Annotated in this window: 2 protein-coding genes; both read left to right on the top strand. The window is 74.8% G+C overall.

Going from position 1 to position 17520, the window contains the following annotated elements; all coding sequences use genetic code 11:
• Positions 1–1927, top strand: a 1927-nt coding sequence (locus ACF068_RS32010; protein ID WP_392277822.1) for an SDR family NAD(P)-dependent oxidoreductase, incomplete at its 5' end; no start/stop codon positions are given.
• Between the two features lie 64 nt (positions 1928–1991).
• The coding region (locus ACF068_RS32005) for an SDR family NAD(P)-dependent oxidoreductase (protein WP_392277821.1) at positions 1992–17520 on the top strand (15529 nt) is incomplete at its 3' end.

The raw sequence follows: 17520 nt of genomic DNA, 5'->3' as shown, positions 1-17520 counted from the left end.
GTCGGGCACCTGGCTGGTGGCCGTTCCCGAGACCGGCTCCGGGCTGGCCGACACCGTGCTCCGGTCGCTGGCCGAGCGCGGCGCCGAGGTGCGTACCGTCACCGTCCCGGCCGCCACCGGCCGGGAACAGCTCGCCGCGCTGCTGAAGGAGACGGCGGCCGACAGCGCGCCGACCGGTGTGGTGTCCCTCCTCGCCCTCGCCGGCGACGGCGGCACCCCGCTCCGCGCGCACACCGGGCTGCTCTCCACCTCCGCGCTCGTCCAGGCCCTCGGCGACGCCGAGGTGGACGCCCCGCTGTGGTGCCTCACGAGCGGTGCCGTCTCGGTGTCCCGCTCGGAGAGGACGGCGGACCCGGCGCAGGCGCTCGTCTGGGGCTTCGGCCGCACGGCGGCACTGGAGTACCCGGACCGCTGGGGCGGTCTGGTCGACCTGGCCGGTCCCGACGCCCGTACGCTCGACCGCCTGGCCGGGGTTCTGGCCGGTGACGGTGCCGAGGACCAGGTCGCGCTGCGTGCCTCCGGCCTGTTCGGCCGGCGCCTGGCGCACGCCCCGCTGTCCGACACCCCCGCCGCACGCACCTGGAAGCCACAGGGCACGACGCTGGTCACCGGCGGTACGGGAGCCCTCGGCGCCCACGTCGCCCGCTGGCTCGCCGGCAACGGCGCCGAGCACCTGCTGCTCACCAGCCGCCGGGGCCTCGACGCCCCCGGCGCCACCGAACTGCGCGACGAACTCACCGCACTGGGCACCCAGGTCACCATCACCGCCTGCGACATGGCCGACCGCGACGCCGTCGCCACCCTCCTCGACGCCATACCCACCGACCGGCCACTGACCGCCGTGATGCACACGGCCGGTGTCCTCGACGACGGTGTCATCGACGCGCTGACGCCCGAGCGGTTCGCGACCGTGCTCGCCCCCAAGGCGGACGCGGCGCTCACCCTCCACGAGCTGACCCGCGACCTGGACCTGTCCGCGTTCGTCCTCTTCTCCGGTGTGGCCGGCACGCTCGGCGACGCCGGTCAGGGCAACTACGCGGCCGCCAACGCCTATCTGGACGCCCTGGCGGAGCAGCGGCACGCCGACGGGCTGGCCGCGACGTCCGTGGCCTGGGGCCGCTGGGGTGACAGCGGGCTCGCCGCGGGCGGTGCGATCGGCGAGCGGCTGGACCGGGGCGGGGTGCCCGCCATGGCGCCGCGTTCGGCGATCGGCGCCCTCCAGCAGATCCTCGACCGGACGGAGGCGGCCGTGGCCGTCGCCGACATCCAGTGGGAGCGGTTCGCGCCCGGCTACACCGCCGTACGGCGCAGCCCCTTCCTCGCCGATCTGCCCGAGGTGCGGCGGCTCGCCGAGGCGTCGGCGGCCGGCGGCGAGGCGGGCGGGGAGCACTCCCCGGCCGAGGCGCTGCGGGCACGGCTCGCCGTCATGCCGCAGGCCGAGCAGGCCCTGGCCGTGCTCGAACTGGTCCGCTCCCACGCGGCCACCGCGCTGGGGCACCCCACGACCGACGAGGTGGGCGCGGGACGCGCGTTCAAGGAGCTCGGCTTCGACTCCCTGATCGCGCTGGAGTTGCGTAACCGCCTCAACGCCGCCACCGGGCTGCGGCTCCCCGCCACGCTCGTGTTCGACCACCCGACCCCGGCGGTGCTGGCCGAATTCCTCCGGGCCGAGATCACCCAGGACGGCAGTGGCGGGGCCGCCCCGGGGATCGCGGAACTCGAGAAGCTGGAGTCCGCGCTCTCCGTACTCGATCCGGACGATTCCGACGGCGACACACGTACCGACATCGCGCTGCGTCTGCAGGCCCTCCTGGCGAAATGGGGTGAACCGCACACCGATTCACATGGCGAGGCCGTGACCGAAAAGCTTCAGGAGGCCACGCCGGACGAGCTCTTCGACTTCATCGAGAAAGAGCTCGGAATTTAGTACGGCGGACAGCAGGCAGTAGCAGGCGCAAGGGTTTGTGACGATAAGCATGGGTGAGGTTCCAATGGCAGATCAGGACAAGATCCTCGGCTACCTGAAGCGGGTGACGGCCGATCTGCATCAGACGCGGCAGCGCCTTCGCGAGGTCGAGGCCCAGGAGCCGGAGCCGATCGCGATCGTCGGCATGAGCTGCCGGTTCCCCGGTGGCATCGAGTCGCCGGAGGACCTGTGGGACCTGGTCGCCGGGGGCCGGGACGCGATCACCGACTTCCCCACCGACCGTGGCTGGGACATCGAGTCGCTGTACGACGCCGACCCCGACCAGCAGGGCACCTCCTACACCCGTGAGGGCGGTTTCCTCGACGGTGTCGGCGAATTCGACGCCGCGTTCTTCGGGATCAGCCCGCGGGAAACCCTCGGCATGGACCCGCAGCAGCGCCTGCTGCTGGAAACCTCCTGGGAGACGTTCGAAAGAGCCGGAATAGACCCGGCCACGCTGCGCGGCAGCAAGGCCGGTGTCTTCATCGGCACCAACGGCCAGGACTATCCCGAACTGCTGCGTGAGGTGCCCAAGGGCGTCGAGGGGTACCTCCTCACCGGAAACGCCGCCAGCGTCGTCTCCGGCCGCCTCTCCTACACCTTCGGGCTCGAGGGCCCGGCGGTCACCGTCGACACCGCCTGCTCCGCCTCGCTGGTCGCCCTGCACCTCGCGGTGCAGGCGCTGCGCAACGACGAGTGCTCGCTGGCGCTCGCGGGCGGTGTCACCGTCATGTCGAGCCCGCGTGCGTTCGTGCAGTTCAGCCGGCAGCGCGGGCTCGCCCCCGACGGCCGCTGCAAGCCGTTCGCCGACGGGGCCGACGGCACCGGCTGGGGCGAGGGCGTCGGCATGCTGCTCGTCGAGAAGCTCTCCGACGCCCGGAAGAACGGGCACCCGGTGCTGGCCGTGGTGCGCGGCTCGGCGATCAACCAGGACGGCGCGAGCAACGGCCTGACCGCCCCCAACGGCCCGTCGCAGCAGCGCGTCATCCGCCAGGCGCTCACCAACGCCGGGCTCACCCCCGCGCAGGTCGACGTGGTCGAGGCGCACGGCACGGGCACGACGCTGGGCGACCCGATCGAGGCGCAGGCCATCCTCGCCACCTACGGCCAGAACCGGCCCGACGGCCGCCCCCTGTGGCTCGGCTCGATCAAGTCGAACATCGGCCACACCCAGGCCGCCGCCGGTGTCGCCGGCATCATCAAAATGGTCCAGGCGATCCGCCACGGCGTCCTGCCCGAGTCGCTCCACATCGACCGGCCGTCCGGGAACGTCGACTGGGACGCCGGTGACGTCAGGCTGCTGACCGAGGCCGTGCCGTGGCCGGAGACCGGCCAGCCGCGCCGCGCCGGCATCTCGTCCTTCGGCGTCAGCGGAACCAACGCCCACACCGTCATCGAGCAGGCCCCGCCCGCCGTGGACCCGGACGGCGCCCCCGGCGACGCGACGGCCCCCGGCGAGCGGCCCGCCGAGGGCGCCACCGGTCCCGTACCGCTGCTGGTGTCGGGCCAGAGCGACACCGCGCTGCGCGCCCAGGCCGACCGGCTCGCCGCCCACCTGCGCGCCCACCCCGACCTCGCCGCAGACGCCGCGGGCCTGACCGACCTCGGCTTCTCCCTGGCCACCAGCCGCTCGTCGCTGGACCGCCGGGCCGTGCTGTTCAGCACCGACCGCGACGGCCTGCTCGCCGACCTCACGGCGCTCGCCGCCGGCGAACAGGGCACCGACCACGTCCTGGGCGCCACCGGCGAGGGCAAGACCGCCTTCCTCTTCTCCGGCCAGGGCAGCCAGCGCCTCGGCATGGGCCGCGAACTGTACGCCGGCCACCCCGGCTTCGCCCGCGCCCTCGACGAGGTCGCCGCCGAACTGGACCAGCACCTCGAACGCCCGCTGTACGACGTGCTGTTCGCCGAGGAGGGCACCCCCGAGGCGGACCTGCTCGACCGGACCGCCTGGACCCAGCCGGCCCTGTTCGCCGTCGAGGTCGCCCTGCACCGCCAGCTCGAACAGTGGGGCGTCACCCCCGACTTCCTCATCGGCCACTCCATCGGCGAGCTGGTCGCCGCCCATGTCTCGGGCGTCCTCACCCTCCCCGACGCGGCCAGGCTGGTCGCCGCCCGCGGCCGGCTGATGCAGGCACTGCCGGCCGGCGGTGCCATGATCGCCGTCGAGGCCACCGAGGACGAGGTCGCGCCGCTGCTCACCGACCGGGTGGGCGTCGCGGCCGTCAACGGCCCCCGCTCCGTCGTCGTCTCGGGCGACGAGGACGCCACCGCGGCGCTCGCCGCCGAGTTCGAGCGGCGCGGCCGCCGGACCAAGCGGCTGACCGTCAGCCACGCCTTCCACTCGCCCCTGATGGAGGGCATGCTCGACGCGTTCCGCGAGGTCGCCGAGTCCGTCGCGTACGCCCCGCCCGTCATCCCCCTGATCTCCAACCTGACCGGCGCCTCCGTCACCGCTGAGGAGATCTGCCGCCCCGACTACTGGGTGCGTCACGTCCGCGAGGCCGTACGCTTCCTCGACGGCGTGCGCCGGCTCGCCGACCAGGGCGTGACCACCTTCGTCGAGGTGGGCCCCGGGGGAGTGCTCACCGCCCTGGCGCAGGAGTGCGTCACCGACCGGGACGCCGTCTTCGTGCCCGTCCTGCGCGGCGAGCGCCCCGAGGCGGCCGCCTTCGCGACCGCCGTCGCCCGGGTCCACGTCCACGGCGTCCCCGTCGACTGGTCCGCCGTCTTCGCCGGGCGCGGCGCCACCCGCGTCGACCTGCCCACGTACGCCTTCCAGCGCGAGCTGTACTGGCCCGAGCAGCCCACCGCCTGGGGCGGCGACGTCACCGCCGCCGGCATCGGCTCCGCCGACCACCCGCTGCTCGGCGCGGCCATCGCGCTGGCGGACGGCGACGGGCACCTGTTCACCGGCCGCCTCTCGCTGGCCACCCACCCCTGGCTCGCCGACCACACGGTGATGGACACCGTCCTGCTGCCCGGCACCGCCTTCGTCGAGCTGGCGCTCCAGGCGGGCGACCACACCGGCTGCGGCCTGCTGGACGAACTCACCCTCGAAGCGCCCCTGGTGCTGCCCCCGCACGGCGGCGTGCAGATCCAGCTCGCCGTCGGCGCTCCCGACGCCGAGGGCCGCCGCTCGCTGACCCTGCACTCCCGGCCCGAGGACGCCGCCGACGACACCTGGGGCGAGGGCACCTGGACCCGGCACGCCACCGGTGTGCTCGCCCCGGCCGGCCGGGAACCCGCCGGCACCGACCTCACGAGCTGGCCGCCGAAGGGCGCCACCGAGGTCGACGTCGAGGGCCTGTACGACTACCTCGCCGGCTCCGGGTTCGCCTACGGCCCCGTCTTCCAGGGCCTGCGGGCCGCCTGGCAGCGCGGCGACGAGGTGTTCGCCGAGGTCCGCCTGCCCCGCGCCGCCCACGACGAGGCCGCCCTGTTCGGCCTGCACCCCGCGCTGCTGGACGCCGCGCTGCACGCCGTCGGCATCGGCTCCCTCCTGGAGGACACCGAGCACGGCAGGCTGCCGTTCTCCTGGAGCGGTGTCACCCTCCGGGCCGTCGGCGCCCGGGCCTTGCGCGTACGGCTCGCGCCCGCCGGCAACGACACGGTGTCGGTGGCCCTCGCCGATGAGACCGGCGCGCCCGTCGCCTCCGTCGACGCGCTGCTGCTGCGGCCCGTCTCGCCCGACCAGGTGCACGCCGCGCGCACCGCCTTCCACGAGTCGCTGTTCCGGGTCGACTGGACCGGTGTGCCCCTCCCGGCCGCCCTCACCGTCGCCGCCGGCCAGTGGGCGCTGCTCGGCGACCCGGACACCCCGTACGCCACCGCCCTGCCCACCGCCACCGTCCACGCCGATCTCGCCGCGCTCGGCACGTCCCTGGACGCGGGCGGCCCCGTCCCGCAGGCCGTCGTCGTCCCCTTCCCCCTCTCCGGTGCCGCCGAGCGCACCCCCGTCGGCACCGACCTGCCCGGCGCCGCCCGGGACGCGCTCCACCGCGCCCTGGACCTCGCCCAGGCCTGGCTCGCCGACGACCGCCTCGCCGGCTCCCGCCTGGTGTTCGTCACCCGTGACGCCGTCGCCACCACCGCCGCGTCCGACGTCGCCGACCTGGCGCACGCCCCGCTGTGGGGCCTGCTGCGCTCCGCGCAGTCCGAGCACCCGGACCGCTTCGTCCTGCTCGACGTGGACGGACGCCCCGAGTCCCTGCACGCCCTGCCCGCCGCGCTCGCCACCACCGAACCGCAGCTCGCCCTCCGCGAGGGCGCCGCGCTGGTGCCCCGGCTCGCCCGGGTCGCCGCCGTACCCGGCCAGGAGGCGCCCGCCCTCGACCCGGACGGCACCGCCTTGGTCACCGGCGCCACCGGCACCCTCGGCGGCCTCGTCGCCCGGCACCTGGTCACCGCCCACGGCGTACGCCACCTGCTGCTCACCAGCCGCCGGGGCGAGGCCGCCGCCGGCGCCGCCGAACTCGCGGCCGAACTGCGCGAGCTGGGCGCCGACGTCACGATCGCCGCCTGCGACGCCGCCGACCGCGACGCGCTCGCCGCGCTCCTCGGCACCGTACCGGCCGAGCACCCGCTGACCGCCGTCGTCCACACCGCCGGCGTCCTCGACGACGGGATCCTCGAGGCGCTCACGCCCGAGCGCGTCGACCGGGTCCTGCCCGCCAAGCTCGACGCGGCCGTCCACCTGCACGAACTGACCCGCGACGCCGACCTCGCCGCGTTCGTGCTGTTCTCCGCCGCCGCCGGCACCCTCGGCGGCCCCGGCCAGGCCAACTACGCCGCCGCCAACGCCTTCCTCGACGCGCTCGCCCAGCGCCGCCGCGCCGAGGGGCTGCCCGCCACCGCGCTCGCCTGGGGCCTGTGGGCCGAACGCAGCGGTATGACCTCCGACCTCGCCGACGCCGACCTGGAGCGGATCTCCCGCGCCGGAGTCGCCGCCCTGTCCTCCGCCGAGGGCCTGGCGCTGCTGGACACCGCCCGCGCCGTCGGCGACCCCACCGCCGTCCCCATGCACCTGGACCTGGCGTCGCTGCGGCACGCCGACGCGAGCATGGTCCCCGCGCTGCTGCGCGGCCTCGTCCGCGCCCCCGCGCGCCGGGCCGCCGCCGACACCCCGGACGGCGCGCCCGCCGGCGGCCTCGCCGAGCGGCTGCTGCCGCTGACCGCCGCCGAACGCGACCGGCTGCTGCTGGACACCGTCCGCGTCCAGGTCGCCGCCGTCCTCGGCTACCCCGGCCCCGAGGCCGTCGACCCGAGCCGCGCCTTCAAGGAGCTGGGCTTCGACTCGCTGACCGCCGTCGAACTCCGCAACAGGCTGGGCTCCGCCACCGGGGTGCGGCTCCCGGCCACCCTCGTCTTCGACTACCCCACCCCCCACACCCTGGCCGCCCACCTGCGCGGCGAACTCCTCGGCGACGCGGTGGACGCGGCGCCGGTCGCCGCGACCACCGGCCCCGACGACGACCTCATCGCCATCGTCGGCATGAGCTGCCGCTACCCCGGCGGCGTCACCAGCCCCGAGGAGCTGTGGCAGCTCGTCGCCGGCTCCACCGACGCGATATCGCCGTTCCCCACCGACCGCGGCTGGAACCTCGACGCGCTGTACGACTCCGACCCCGGCCGGGCCGGCACCTCCTACACCCGCGAAGGCGGCTTCCTCCACGACGCCGCCGACTTCGACGCCGACTTCTTCGGCATCAACCCGCGCGAAGCCCTCGCCATGGACCCGCACCAGCGGCTCCTGCTGGAAACCTCCTGGGAGGCCTTCGAGCGGGCCGGGATCGACCCGGCGTCCATGCGCGGCAGCCGCACCGGTGTGTTCGCCGGTGTCATGTACCACGACTACCTGACCCGGCTCCCGGCCGTCCCCGAGGGACTGGAGGGCTACCTCGGCACCGGCACCGCCGGCAGCGTCGCCTCCGGCCGCATCTCCTACACCCTCGGTCTCGAAGGCCCCGCCGTCACCGTCGACACCGCCTGCTCCTCCTCCCTGGTGGCCCTGCACCTCGCCGCCCAGGCCCTGCGCAACGGCGAGTGCGACATGGCCCTCGCGGGCGGCGTCACCGTCATGTCGACCCCCGACACGTTCATCGACTTCAGCCGCCAGCGGGGCCTCGCCACCGACGGCCGCTGCAAGTCGTTCTCCGCCGACGCGGACGGCACCGGCTGGGCCGAGGGTGCGGGCATGATCCTCGTCGAGCGCCTCTCCGACGCCCGCCGCAACGGCCACCAGGTCCTGGCCGTCGTCCGCGGCACCGCCGTCAACCAGGACGGCGCCAGCAACGGCCTGACCGCCCCCAACGGCCCCTCCCAGCAGCGCGTCATCCGCCAGGCCCTCGCCAACGCCGGCCTCACCACCGCCGACGTCGACGCCGTCGAGGCGCACGGCACCGGCACCACCCTCGGCGACCCCATCGAGGCCCAGGCGCTCCTCGCCACCTACGGCCAGGGCCGCCCCGAGGACAGCCCGCTCCGCCTCGGCTCCATCAAGTCGAACATCGGCCACACCCAGGCCGCCGCCGGCGCCGCCGGCATCATCAAGATGGTCCTCGCCATGCGCCACGGCGTCATGCCGCCGTCGCTGCACATCGGCGAACCCTCCCCGCACATCGACTGGTCCGCCGGCGCCGTCTCGCTGCTCACCGAGGCCGCCGACTGGCCCGACACCGGCCGCCCCCGCCGCGCGGGCATCTCCTCGTTCGGCGTCAGCGGCACCAACGCGCACGTCATCATCGAGCAGCCGCCCGCCGACGACACGGCGACCCCCACGCCCACCGGCCTCCCGGCCGGCGCACCGCTGCCGTTCACCCTCTCCGGCCGCACCCCCGCGGCGCTGGGAGCCCAGGCGGCACGACTGGCCGACCACCTCCGGCAGCGCCCGGACGCGGCCCCCGCCGATGTGGCGCTCTCCCTCGCCACCACCCGTACCGCGCTCGACCGCCGCGCCGCCGTCGTCGCCCACGACCGCGACGAACTCCTCGCCGGGCTCACCGCCCTCGCCGAAGGACACGACGACGCCCGGGTCGTCCGCCACCCCACCGCCGACGGCCGGACCGCCGTCCTGTTCACCGGACAGGGCAGCCAGCGCCCCGGCATGGGCCGCGAACTGTACGACACCTACCCGGTCTTCGCCGAGGCACTGGACGCGGTCTGCGCCGCCCTCGACCCGCACCTCGAACAGCCCCTCAAGGAGGTGCTGTTCACCGACGACAGCGGCCTCCTCGACCGGACCGGCTGCACCCAGCCCGCCCTGTTCGCCCTGGAGACCGCGCTCTACCGGCTCGTCGAGTCCTGGGGCGTACGCCCCGACTTCGTCAGCGGGCACTCCATCGGCGAGATCACCGCCGCGCACGTCGCGGGCGTCCTCTCGCTCACCGACGCGGCCACCCTCGTCGCCGCCCGGGGCCGCCTCATGCAGGAACTCGCCGAGGGCGGCGCGATGATCGCGCTCACCGCCACCGAGGAGGAGGTCCTGCCGCTGCTCGCGGGCCACGAGGACCGCGTCGGCATCGCCGCCGTCAACTCCGCGTCCGCCGTCGTCGTCTCCGGCGAGGAGACGCTCGCCCTGGACATCGCCGCCGAGTTCGAGCGGCGCGGCCGGCGCACCAAGCGGCTCACCGTCAGCCACGCCTTCCACTCGCCGCTCATGGACGGCATGCTCGACGCGTTCCGCGAGGTCGCCGAAACCCTCACCTACCACCCGCCCGTCATCCCCGTCGTCACCAACCTCACCGGCCGCGTCGCCGGCGACGAACTGCGCACCGCCGACCACTGGGTCTCCCACGTCCGCGAAGCGGTCCGCTTCCTCGACGGCATCCGCACCCTGGACGCCGAACACGTCACCACCTACCTCGAACTCGGCCCGCGCGGCGTCCTGTCCGGCCTCGGCCGCGACTGCCTGCCCGACACCACCGACCCGGCCGACGCCGCCGTGTTCGTCCCGGCGCTGCGCCACGACCGCGGCGAGGCCGACGCCCTGACCGCCGCCGTCGCCGCCATCCACACCCGCGGCGTGCCGCTGGACTGGGACGCCTACTTCGCCGGCACCGGCGCCCGCCGCGTCGAGCTGCCCACCTACGCCTTCCAGCGCGAACGGTTCTGGCTCGAAGCCCCGGAGGGCCACGTCGGCGACGTCGAATCGGCGGGTCTGGGCGCCGCCCACCACCCGCTGCTCGGCGCCTCCGTCGCCCTCGCCGACGGCGAAGGCCTCCTCTTCACCGGCCGCCTCTCCCTGGACACCCACCCCTGGCTGGCCGACCACGCCGTCATGGGCACCGTCCTGCTGCCGGGCACCGCCTTCGTCGAACTCGCCATCCGCGCCGGCGACCAGGCCGGGTGCGACCTCCTCGAAGAGCTCACCCTCGAAGCCCCCCTGGTCCTCGCCCCGCACACCGCGGCACGGCTCCAGATCGTGGTCGGCGCCCCCGACGGGGCGGGCCGCCGCACCCTGGACCTGTACTCCAGCGACCCGGACGCCCCCGCCGACCAGCCCTGGACCCGGCACGCCGGCGGCATCCTCGCCACCGGCGCCCCGCGCCCCGCCTTCGACCTGTCCGCCTGGCCCCCGCCCGGCGCCGAAGCCGTCGGCGTCGACGGCCTCTACGAACACCTCGGCCAGGGCGGCTTCGCCTACGGCCCCCTCTTCCAGGGACTCCGCGCCGCCTGGCTGCACGGCGACGACGTGTACGCCGAGGTCGCCCTGCCCGACGACCGGCAGTCCGACGCCGCCCGCTTCGGCCTCCACCCGGCCCTGCTCGACGCCGCCCTGCACGCCACCTTCGTCCAGCCGTCCCCCGACGGCGACCGGCAGGGCCGGCTGCCGTTCTCCTGGCGCGGGGTGTCCCTGCACGCCGTCGGCGCCGCCGCACTGCGCGTACGCCTCACCCCCGACGGCCCGGACTCGCTCACCCTCCAGGTGGCCGACACCACCGGCGCACCCGTCGCCGCCGTCGACCACCTGATGCTGCGGCCCGTCTCCGCCGACCAGCTCGGCGGCACCCGGCCCGCACACCACGAGTCGCTGTTCCGCGTCGACTGGGCCACCGTGCCGACCGCCCCCGCCGGCCAGGACGCCACCACCGACGACTGGGCCGTCATCGGCGCGCCCACCACCACCCTGCCCGGCCGCACCCACCCCGACCTGGACGGCCTGCGCGCCGCCCTCGACGCGGGCGCCCCGGCACCCGCGTACGTCCTGGTCGACCACACCTCCGGCACCACCGGCGGCACCCTCGCGGATGACGTCCACACCGCCACCCACCAGGCCCTCGGCCTGGTCAAGGCATGGCTCGCCGACGACCGGTTCGCCGCCTCCCGCCTGGTGTTCGTCACCCGGGGCGCCGTCGCCACCCAGGGCGACTGGGACCTCGCCGACCTGACCCACGCACCCGTGTGGGGCCTGGTCCGTACCGCCCAGTCGGAGAACCCCGACCGGTTCGTCCTCGCCGACCTCGACACCGACCCCGCCTCCGCCGAGGCCCTCCGCGCGGCCCTCATCGGCGGCGAACCGCAACTCGCCCTCCGCCGCGGCACCGTCCACGCCCCCCGGCTCGCCCGCGTCCCCGCCACCACCCGGCTCACCCCGCCCCAGGACGGGACCGCCTGGCGCATGGACATCGAGGACAAGGGCACCCTCGACAACCTCACCCTCGTCCCCAGCCCCGAGTCCGAAGCACCCCTGGAGCCCGGCCAGGTCCGCGTCGCCGTCCGCGCCGCCGGCCTCAACTTCCGCGACGTCCTCAACGCCCTCGGCATGTACCCCGGCGACCCCGGCCTCATGGGCAGCGAAGGCGCCGGCGTCGTCCTGGAGACCGGACCCGGCGTGACCGACCTCGCCCCCGGCGACCGCGTCATGGGCATGCTGCCCGGCGCGTTCGGCCCGCTCACCGTCGTCGACCGCCGCATGATCGCCCCCATGCCCGAGGGCTGGACCTTCGCCGAGGCCGCCGCCGTACCGATCGTCTTCATGACGGCGTACTACGCGCTCCACGACCTCGCCGGACTGCGCGACGGCGAAGCGCTCCTCGTGCACGCCGCCGCCGGAGGCGTCGGCATGGCCGCCGTCCAGCTCGCCCGCCACTGGGGCGCCGACGTGTACGCCACGGCCAGCCCCGGAAAGTGGGACACCCTCCGCGGCCTCGGACTCACCGACGACCGGATCGCCTCCTCCCGCACCCTCGACTTCGAGGACACCTTCCGCACCGCCACCGGCGGACGCGGCGTCGACGTCGTCCTCGACTCGCTCGCCCGTGAGTTCGTCGACGCCTCCCTGCGGCTCCTGCCGCGCGGCGGACGCTTCGTCGAAATGGGCAAGACCGACGTCCGCTCCCCGCAGGACGTCGCCGACGCCCACCCCGGCGTCACCTACCAGGCCTTCGACCTCACCGAGGCCGGCCTGGACCGCATCCAGGAGATGCTCACCGAGCTCCTCGCCCTCTTCCGCACCGGCGCCCTGCGCCCCGTACCGGTCTCCGCCTGGGACCTCAGGCAGGCCCCCGAGGCGTTCCGCTACCTCAGCCAGGCACGCCACGTCGGCAAGATCGTGCTCACCCTGCCCGCCGAGTGGAACCCGGCCGGCACCGTCCTCATCACCGGCGGCACCGGCACCCTCGGCGCACTCGTCGCACGGCACGCCGTCACCACCCGGGGCGCCCGCCACCTGCTGCTCACCAGCCGCCGCGGCGAGGCCGCCGCCGGCGCCGCCGAACTCGCCGCCGAACTGCGCGAGCTGGGCGCCGACGTCACGATCGCCGCCTGCGACGCCGCCGACCGCGACGCGCTCGCCGCCCTGATCGACGCCGTACCGGCCGAGCACCCGCTGACCGCCGTCATCCACACCGCCGGCGTCCTCGACGACGGCGTCGTCGACGCCCTCACCCCCGAGCGCGTCGACCACGTCCTCAGGCCCAAGGCCGACGCGGCCCTCCACCTGCACGAACTGACCCGCCACCTCGACCTGGCCGACTTCGTCCTGTTCTCCTCCGCCGCCGGCACCTTCGGCGGCGCCGGCCAGGCCAACTACGCGGCCGCCAACGTCTTCCTCGACGCCCTCGCCCGCCACCGGCAGGCCCACGGCCTCGCCGCCACCTCCCTCGCCTGGGGCCTGTGGGCCGAGGCCAGCGGAATGACCGGCGAACTCGACACCGCCGACAAGGACCGGATGACCCGGTCCGGCGTCCTCGGCCTGTCCAGCGAGGAAGGACTCGCACTCCTCGACACCGCCCGGCACCTCGGCGACGCCCACCTCGTACCCATGCAGCTCGACCTCGCGCCGCTGCGCCAGGCCGACGCGAGCATGGTCCCCGCGCTGCTGCGCGGCCTCGTCCGCACCCCGCTCCGCCGGGCCGTCGAAGCCACCGCCACCGGCGGCGGCACCCCGCTCGTCGAGCAGCTCGTACGCCTCCCCGAGAACGAGCGCGACCCGCTCCTCCTCGACCTCGTACGCAACCAGGTGGCAGCCGTCCTCGGCCACGCCACCCCCGACGCCGTCGAACCCACCCGCGCCTTCAAGGACCTCGGCTTCGACTCGCTCACCGCCGTCGAGTTCCGCAACAGACTCGGCGCGACCGCCGGCATCCGGCTGCCCGCCACCCTGGTCTTCGACTACCCGACCCCCGCCGCACTCGCCGGCCACCTCCTGGACGAACTCCTCGGCTCCGAGGCGGCCGCCGCCCTCCCGCGGGTCGCCGCCACCGCCGTCGAGGCCGACGACCCCATCGCGATCGTCGCCATGAGCTGCCGCTTCCCCGGCGACGTCCGCACCCCCGAGGACCTGTGGGAGCTGCTCGCCGAAGGCCGCGACGGCATCTCCCACCTGCCCGACGACCGCGGCTGGGACACCGAGGCGCTCTACGACCCCGACCCCGACAGCCCCGGCACCTCCTACGCCAGGGAGGGCGGCTTCTTCTACGACGCCCACCACTTCGACCCGGCGTTCTTCGGCATCAACCCGCGCGAAGCCCTCGCCATGGACCCGCAGCAGCGCCTGCTGCTGGAAACCTCCTGGGAGGCCTTCGAGCGGGCCGGGATCGACCCGACCGGCCTGCGCGGCGAACAGGTCGGCGTGTTCGTCGGCCAGATGCACAACGACTACGTGTCCCGGCTGAACACCGTCCCCGAAGGCGTCGAGGGCTACCTCGGCACCGGCGGCTCCAGCAGCATCGCCTCCGGCCGCGTCTCGTACACCTTCGGCTTCGAAGGCCCCGCCGTCACCGTCGACACCGCCTGCTCCTCCTCCCTGGTGGCCCTGCACCTCGCCGCCCAGGCACTGCGCAACGGCGAGTGCGACATGGCCCTCGCGGGCGGCGTCACCATCATCACCACCCCGGACGTCTTCACCGAGTTCAGCCGCCAGCGCGGCCTCGCGAGCGACGGCCGCTGCAAGCCGTTCGCCGCCGCCGCCGACGGCACCGCCTGGGGCGAGGGCGTCGGCATGCTCCTCGTCGAGCGCCTGTCGGACGCCCGCCGCAACGGCCACCAGGTCCTGGCGGTCGTCCGCGGCACCGCCGTCAACCAGGACGGCGCCAGCAACGGCCTGACCGCCCCCAACGGCCCCTCCCAGCAGCGCGTCATCCGCCAGGCCCTCGCCAACGCGGGCCTGTCGGCCGCCGAGGTCGACGCCGTCGAGGCGCACGGCACCGGCACCCGGCTGGGCGACCCCATCGAGGCCCAGGCCCTGCTCGCCACCTACGGCCAGGACCGGCCCGAGGACAGCCCGCTGTGGCTCGGCTCCATCAAGTCCAACTTCGGCCACACCCAGGCCGCCGCCGGTGTCGCCGGCATCATCAAGATGGTCCAGGCCATGCGCCACGGCGTGCTGCCCAAGACCCTGCACGTCGACGCACCGTCCCCCCACGTGGACTGGTCGGCGGGCGCGGTCTCGCTGCTCACCGAACAGCGCGCCTGGCCCGACACCGGCCGCCCGCGCCGCGCCGGCGTGTCCTCCTTCGGCATGAGCGGTACGAACGCCCACGCCATCATCGAGATCGCCCCCGACGCCGGGGCCGACGCCGGCCCCGACACTCCCGCACCCGCACGCGCCGGCACGGAACAGGCCCCGGCCGCCCTCCCCTGGAACCTCTCCGCCAGGACCCCCGACGCGCTGCGCGCCCAGGCCGCACGCCTGCTGTCCCACCTGGACGCCCACCCCTCGGAGACGCCCGCCGACATCGGCTACTCCCTCGCCACCGGCCGGGCGGTCTTCGACCAGCGCGCGACGGTCGTCGCCCAGGACCGCGACGGCTTCCGGGACGCGCTCACCGCGCTGGCTGAGGACCGCTCGTCGGCCGCCGTCGTCACCGGTTCGCCGGTGGCCGGCAAGGTGGCGTTCCTGTTCACGGGACAGGGCAGCCAGCGGTTGGGCATGGGTCGTGAGTTGTACGAGGCGTTCCCGGTGTTCGCGGAGGCGCTGGATGCGGTGTGCGCGCACCTGGACCTGCCGCTGAAGGACGTGCTGTTCGGGTCGGACACCGCTGCTCTCGACCGTACGGAGTTCACCCAGCCCGCGCTGTTCGCGGTCGAGGTGGCGCTGTTCCGGCTCGTCGAGAGCTGGGGCGTGAAGCCGGACTTCCTGGCGGGTCATTCGATCGGTGAGATCGCGGCCGCGCATGTGGCCGGGGTGTTCTCGCTGGAGGATGCGTGCCGGTTGGTGGCGGCTCGTGGCCGGTTGATGCAGGCGCTGCCGACCGGTGGCGTGATGATCGCCGTGCAGGCGTCGGAGGACGAGGTCCTTCCGCTGCTCAGCGACCGGGTGAGCATCGCGGCGATCAACGGTCCGCAGTCGGTCGTGGTCGCGGGTGACGAAGCGGACGCGGTGTCCATCGCCGAGCACTTCGAGCAGCAGGGTCGTAAGACCAAGCGGCTGAGCGTGAGCCATGCGTTCCACTCGCCGCACATGGACGGCATGCTGGACGACTTCCGGCGGATCGTGGAGGGCATCTCCTACGAGGCTCCGCGTATCCCGGTTGTCTCGAACCTGACCGGTGCGCTGGTCACGGACGAGATGGGTTCGGCGGACTTCTGGGTACGTCACGTCCGCGAGGCCGTGCGATTCCTGGACGGTGTCCGGGCCTTGGAGGCGGCCGGGGTCACGACGTACCTGGAACTCGGCCCCGACGGGGTCCTGTCGGCCCTGGCCCAGGAGTGCCTGACCGGCGAGGCGGACGCGGCCGTCTTCGCGCCCGCCCTCCGCGCCGGCCGCGAGGAGGCCGGGACGCTGCTCTCGGCGCTCGCCACGGCGCATGTACGGGGCGTCCCCGTCGACTGGCGGGCGTTCTACGCCCCCACCGGCGCCCGGCGCGTCGACCTGCCGACGTACGCCTTCCAGCGTGCCGTCTACTGGCTCGACGCGGGCCGCTCGCAGGGTGACGTCACCTCGGCCGGACTCGGCGCGACCGACCACCCGCTGCTCGGCGCGGCGGTCGAACTGCCCGACTCGGACGGCTTCCTGTTCACCGGCCGGCTCTCCTTGGCCACGCACCCCTGGCTCGCGGACCACGCCGTCATGGGCTCCGTCCTGCTGCCGGGCACGGCGTTCGTGGAACTGGCGCTGCGCGCCGGTGACCAGGTCGGCTGCGACCGGGTCGACGAACTGACCCTGGAAGCACCGCTGGTGCTGCCCGAGCACACCGCCGTGCAGCTCCGGCTCTCGGTCGGCGCCGCCGATCAGGCGGGACGCCGCAGCCTCGCGCTCCACTCCAGGACCGAGGGCGCGGACACCGAGCTGCCGTGGACCCGCCACGCCACCGGAACGCTCACGACCGGAGCGGAACACGCTCCGCAGGGCCTGACCGCCTGGCCGCCGGCCGGGGCGGAGCAGGTCGCGATGGAGGGGCTGTACGAGGGCCTCGCCGACGCCGGTTTCGGCTACGGTCCGGTGTTCCAGGGGCTCCGCGCCGCCTGGCGGAAGGACGGTGACGTCTACGCCGAGGTCGCGCTGCCGGAAAGCGCCCAGGCGGAGGGCGGCCGGTTCGGCCTGCACCCCGCCCTGCTGGACGCGGCGCTGCACGCACTGGGGCTCGGCGGCACGGAGGCCGGGGGCGGCGGCGAAGGACGCCTGCCGTTCTCCTGGTCGGGTGTGTCCCTGCACGCCGTCGGCGCCACCGAACTCCGGGTACGCCTCGCGCCCACCCGGGGCGGGGAGGTGGCCCTGACCATCGCCGACGCCGCGGGAGAACCGGTCGCCTCGGTGACCGGCCTGGCGCTGCGAGCCGTGAACCGCGAACAGCTCGACACGACCCAGGACGTCACCCGCGATGCCTTGTTCCGGGTGGAGTGGTCGGTGGTGCCGGTGGATGGTTCGGCCGGTGTGGTCGATGACTGGCTGGTGCTGGGTGAGGGTTCGCAGGCGTTCGCTGATCTGGCGATGCTGCGGGCTGCGGCTGCTGAGGGCGGTGTGGTCCCGGGGGTCGTGGTGGTGCCGTGCTCGGTGGCGGAGGCCGCCGATGTGCCGGGGGCTGTGCATGCGGAGTCGGGTCGGGTGTTGTCGCTGCTCCAGGAGTGGGTGGCGGATGCGCGGTTCGAGGGGTCGCGGTTGGTGTTCTTGA

This window comes from Streptomyces sp. NPDC016309 (assembly GCF_043077235.1).
In the GTDB taxonomy this organism is placed as follows: Bacteria; Actinomycetota; Actinomycetes; order Streptomycetales; family Streptomycetaceae; genus Streptomyces.
The sequence above is the reverse complement of the archived record's forward strand: the minus strand, read 5'-3'. Positions and strand labels throughout refer to the sequence as shown.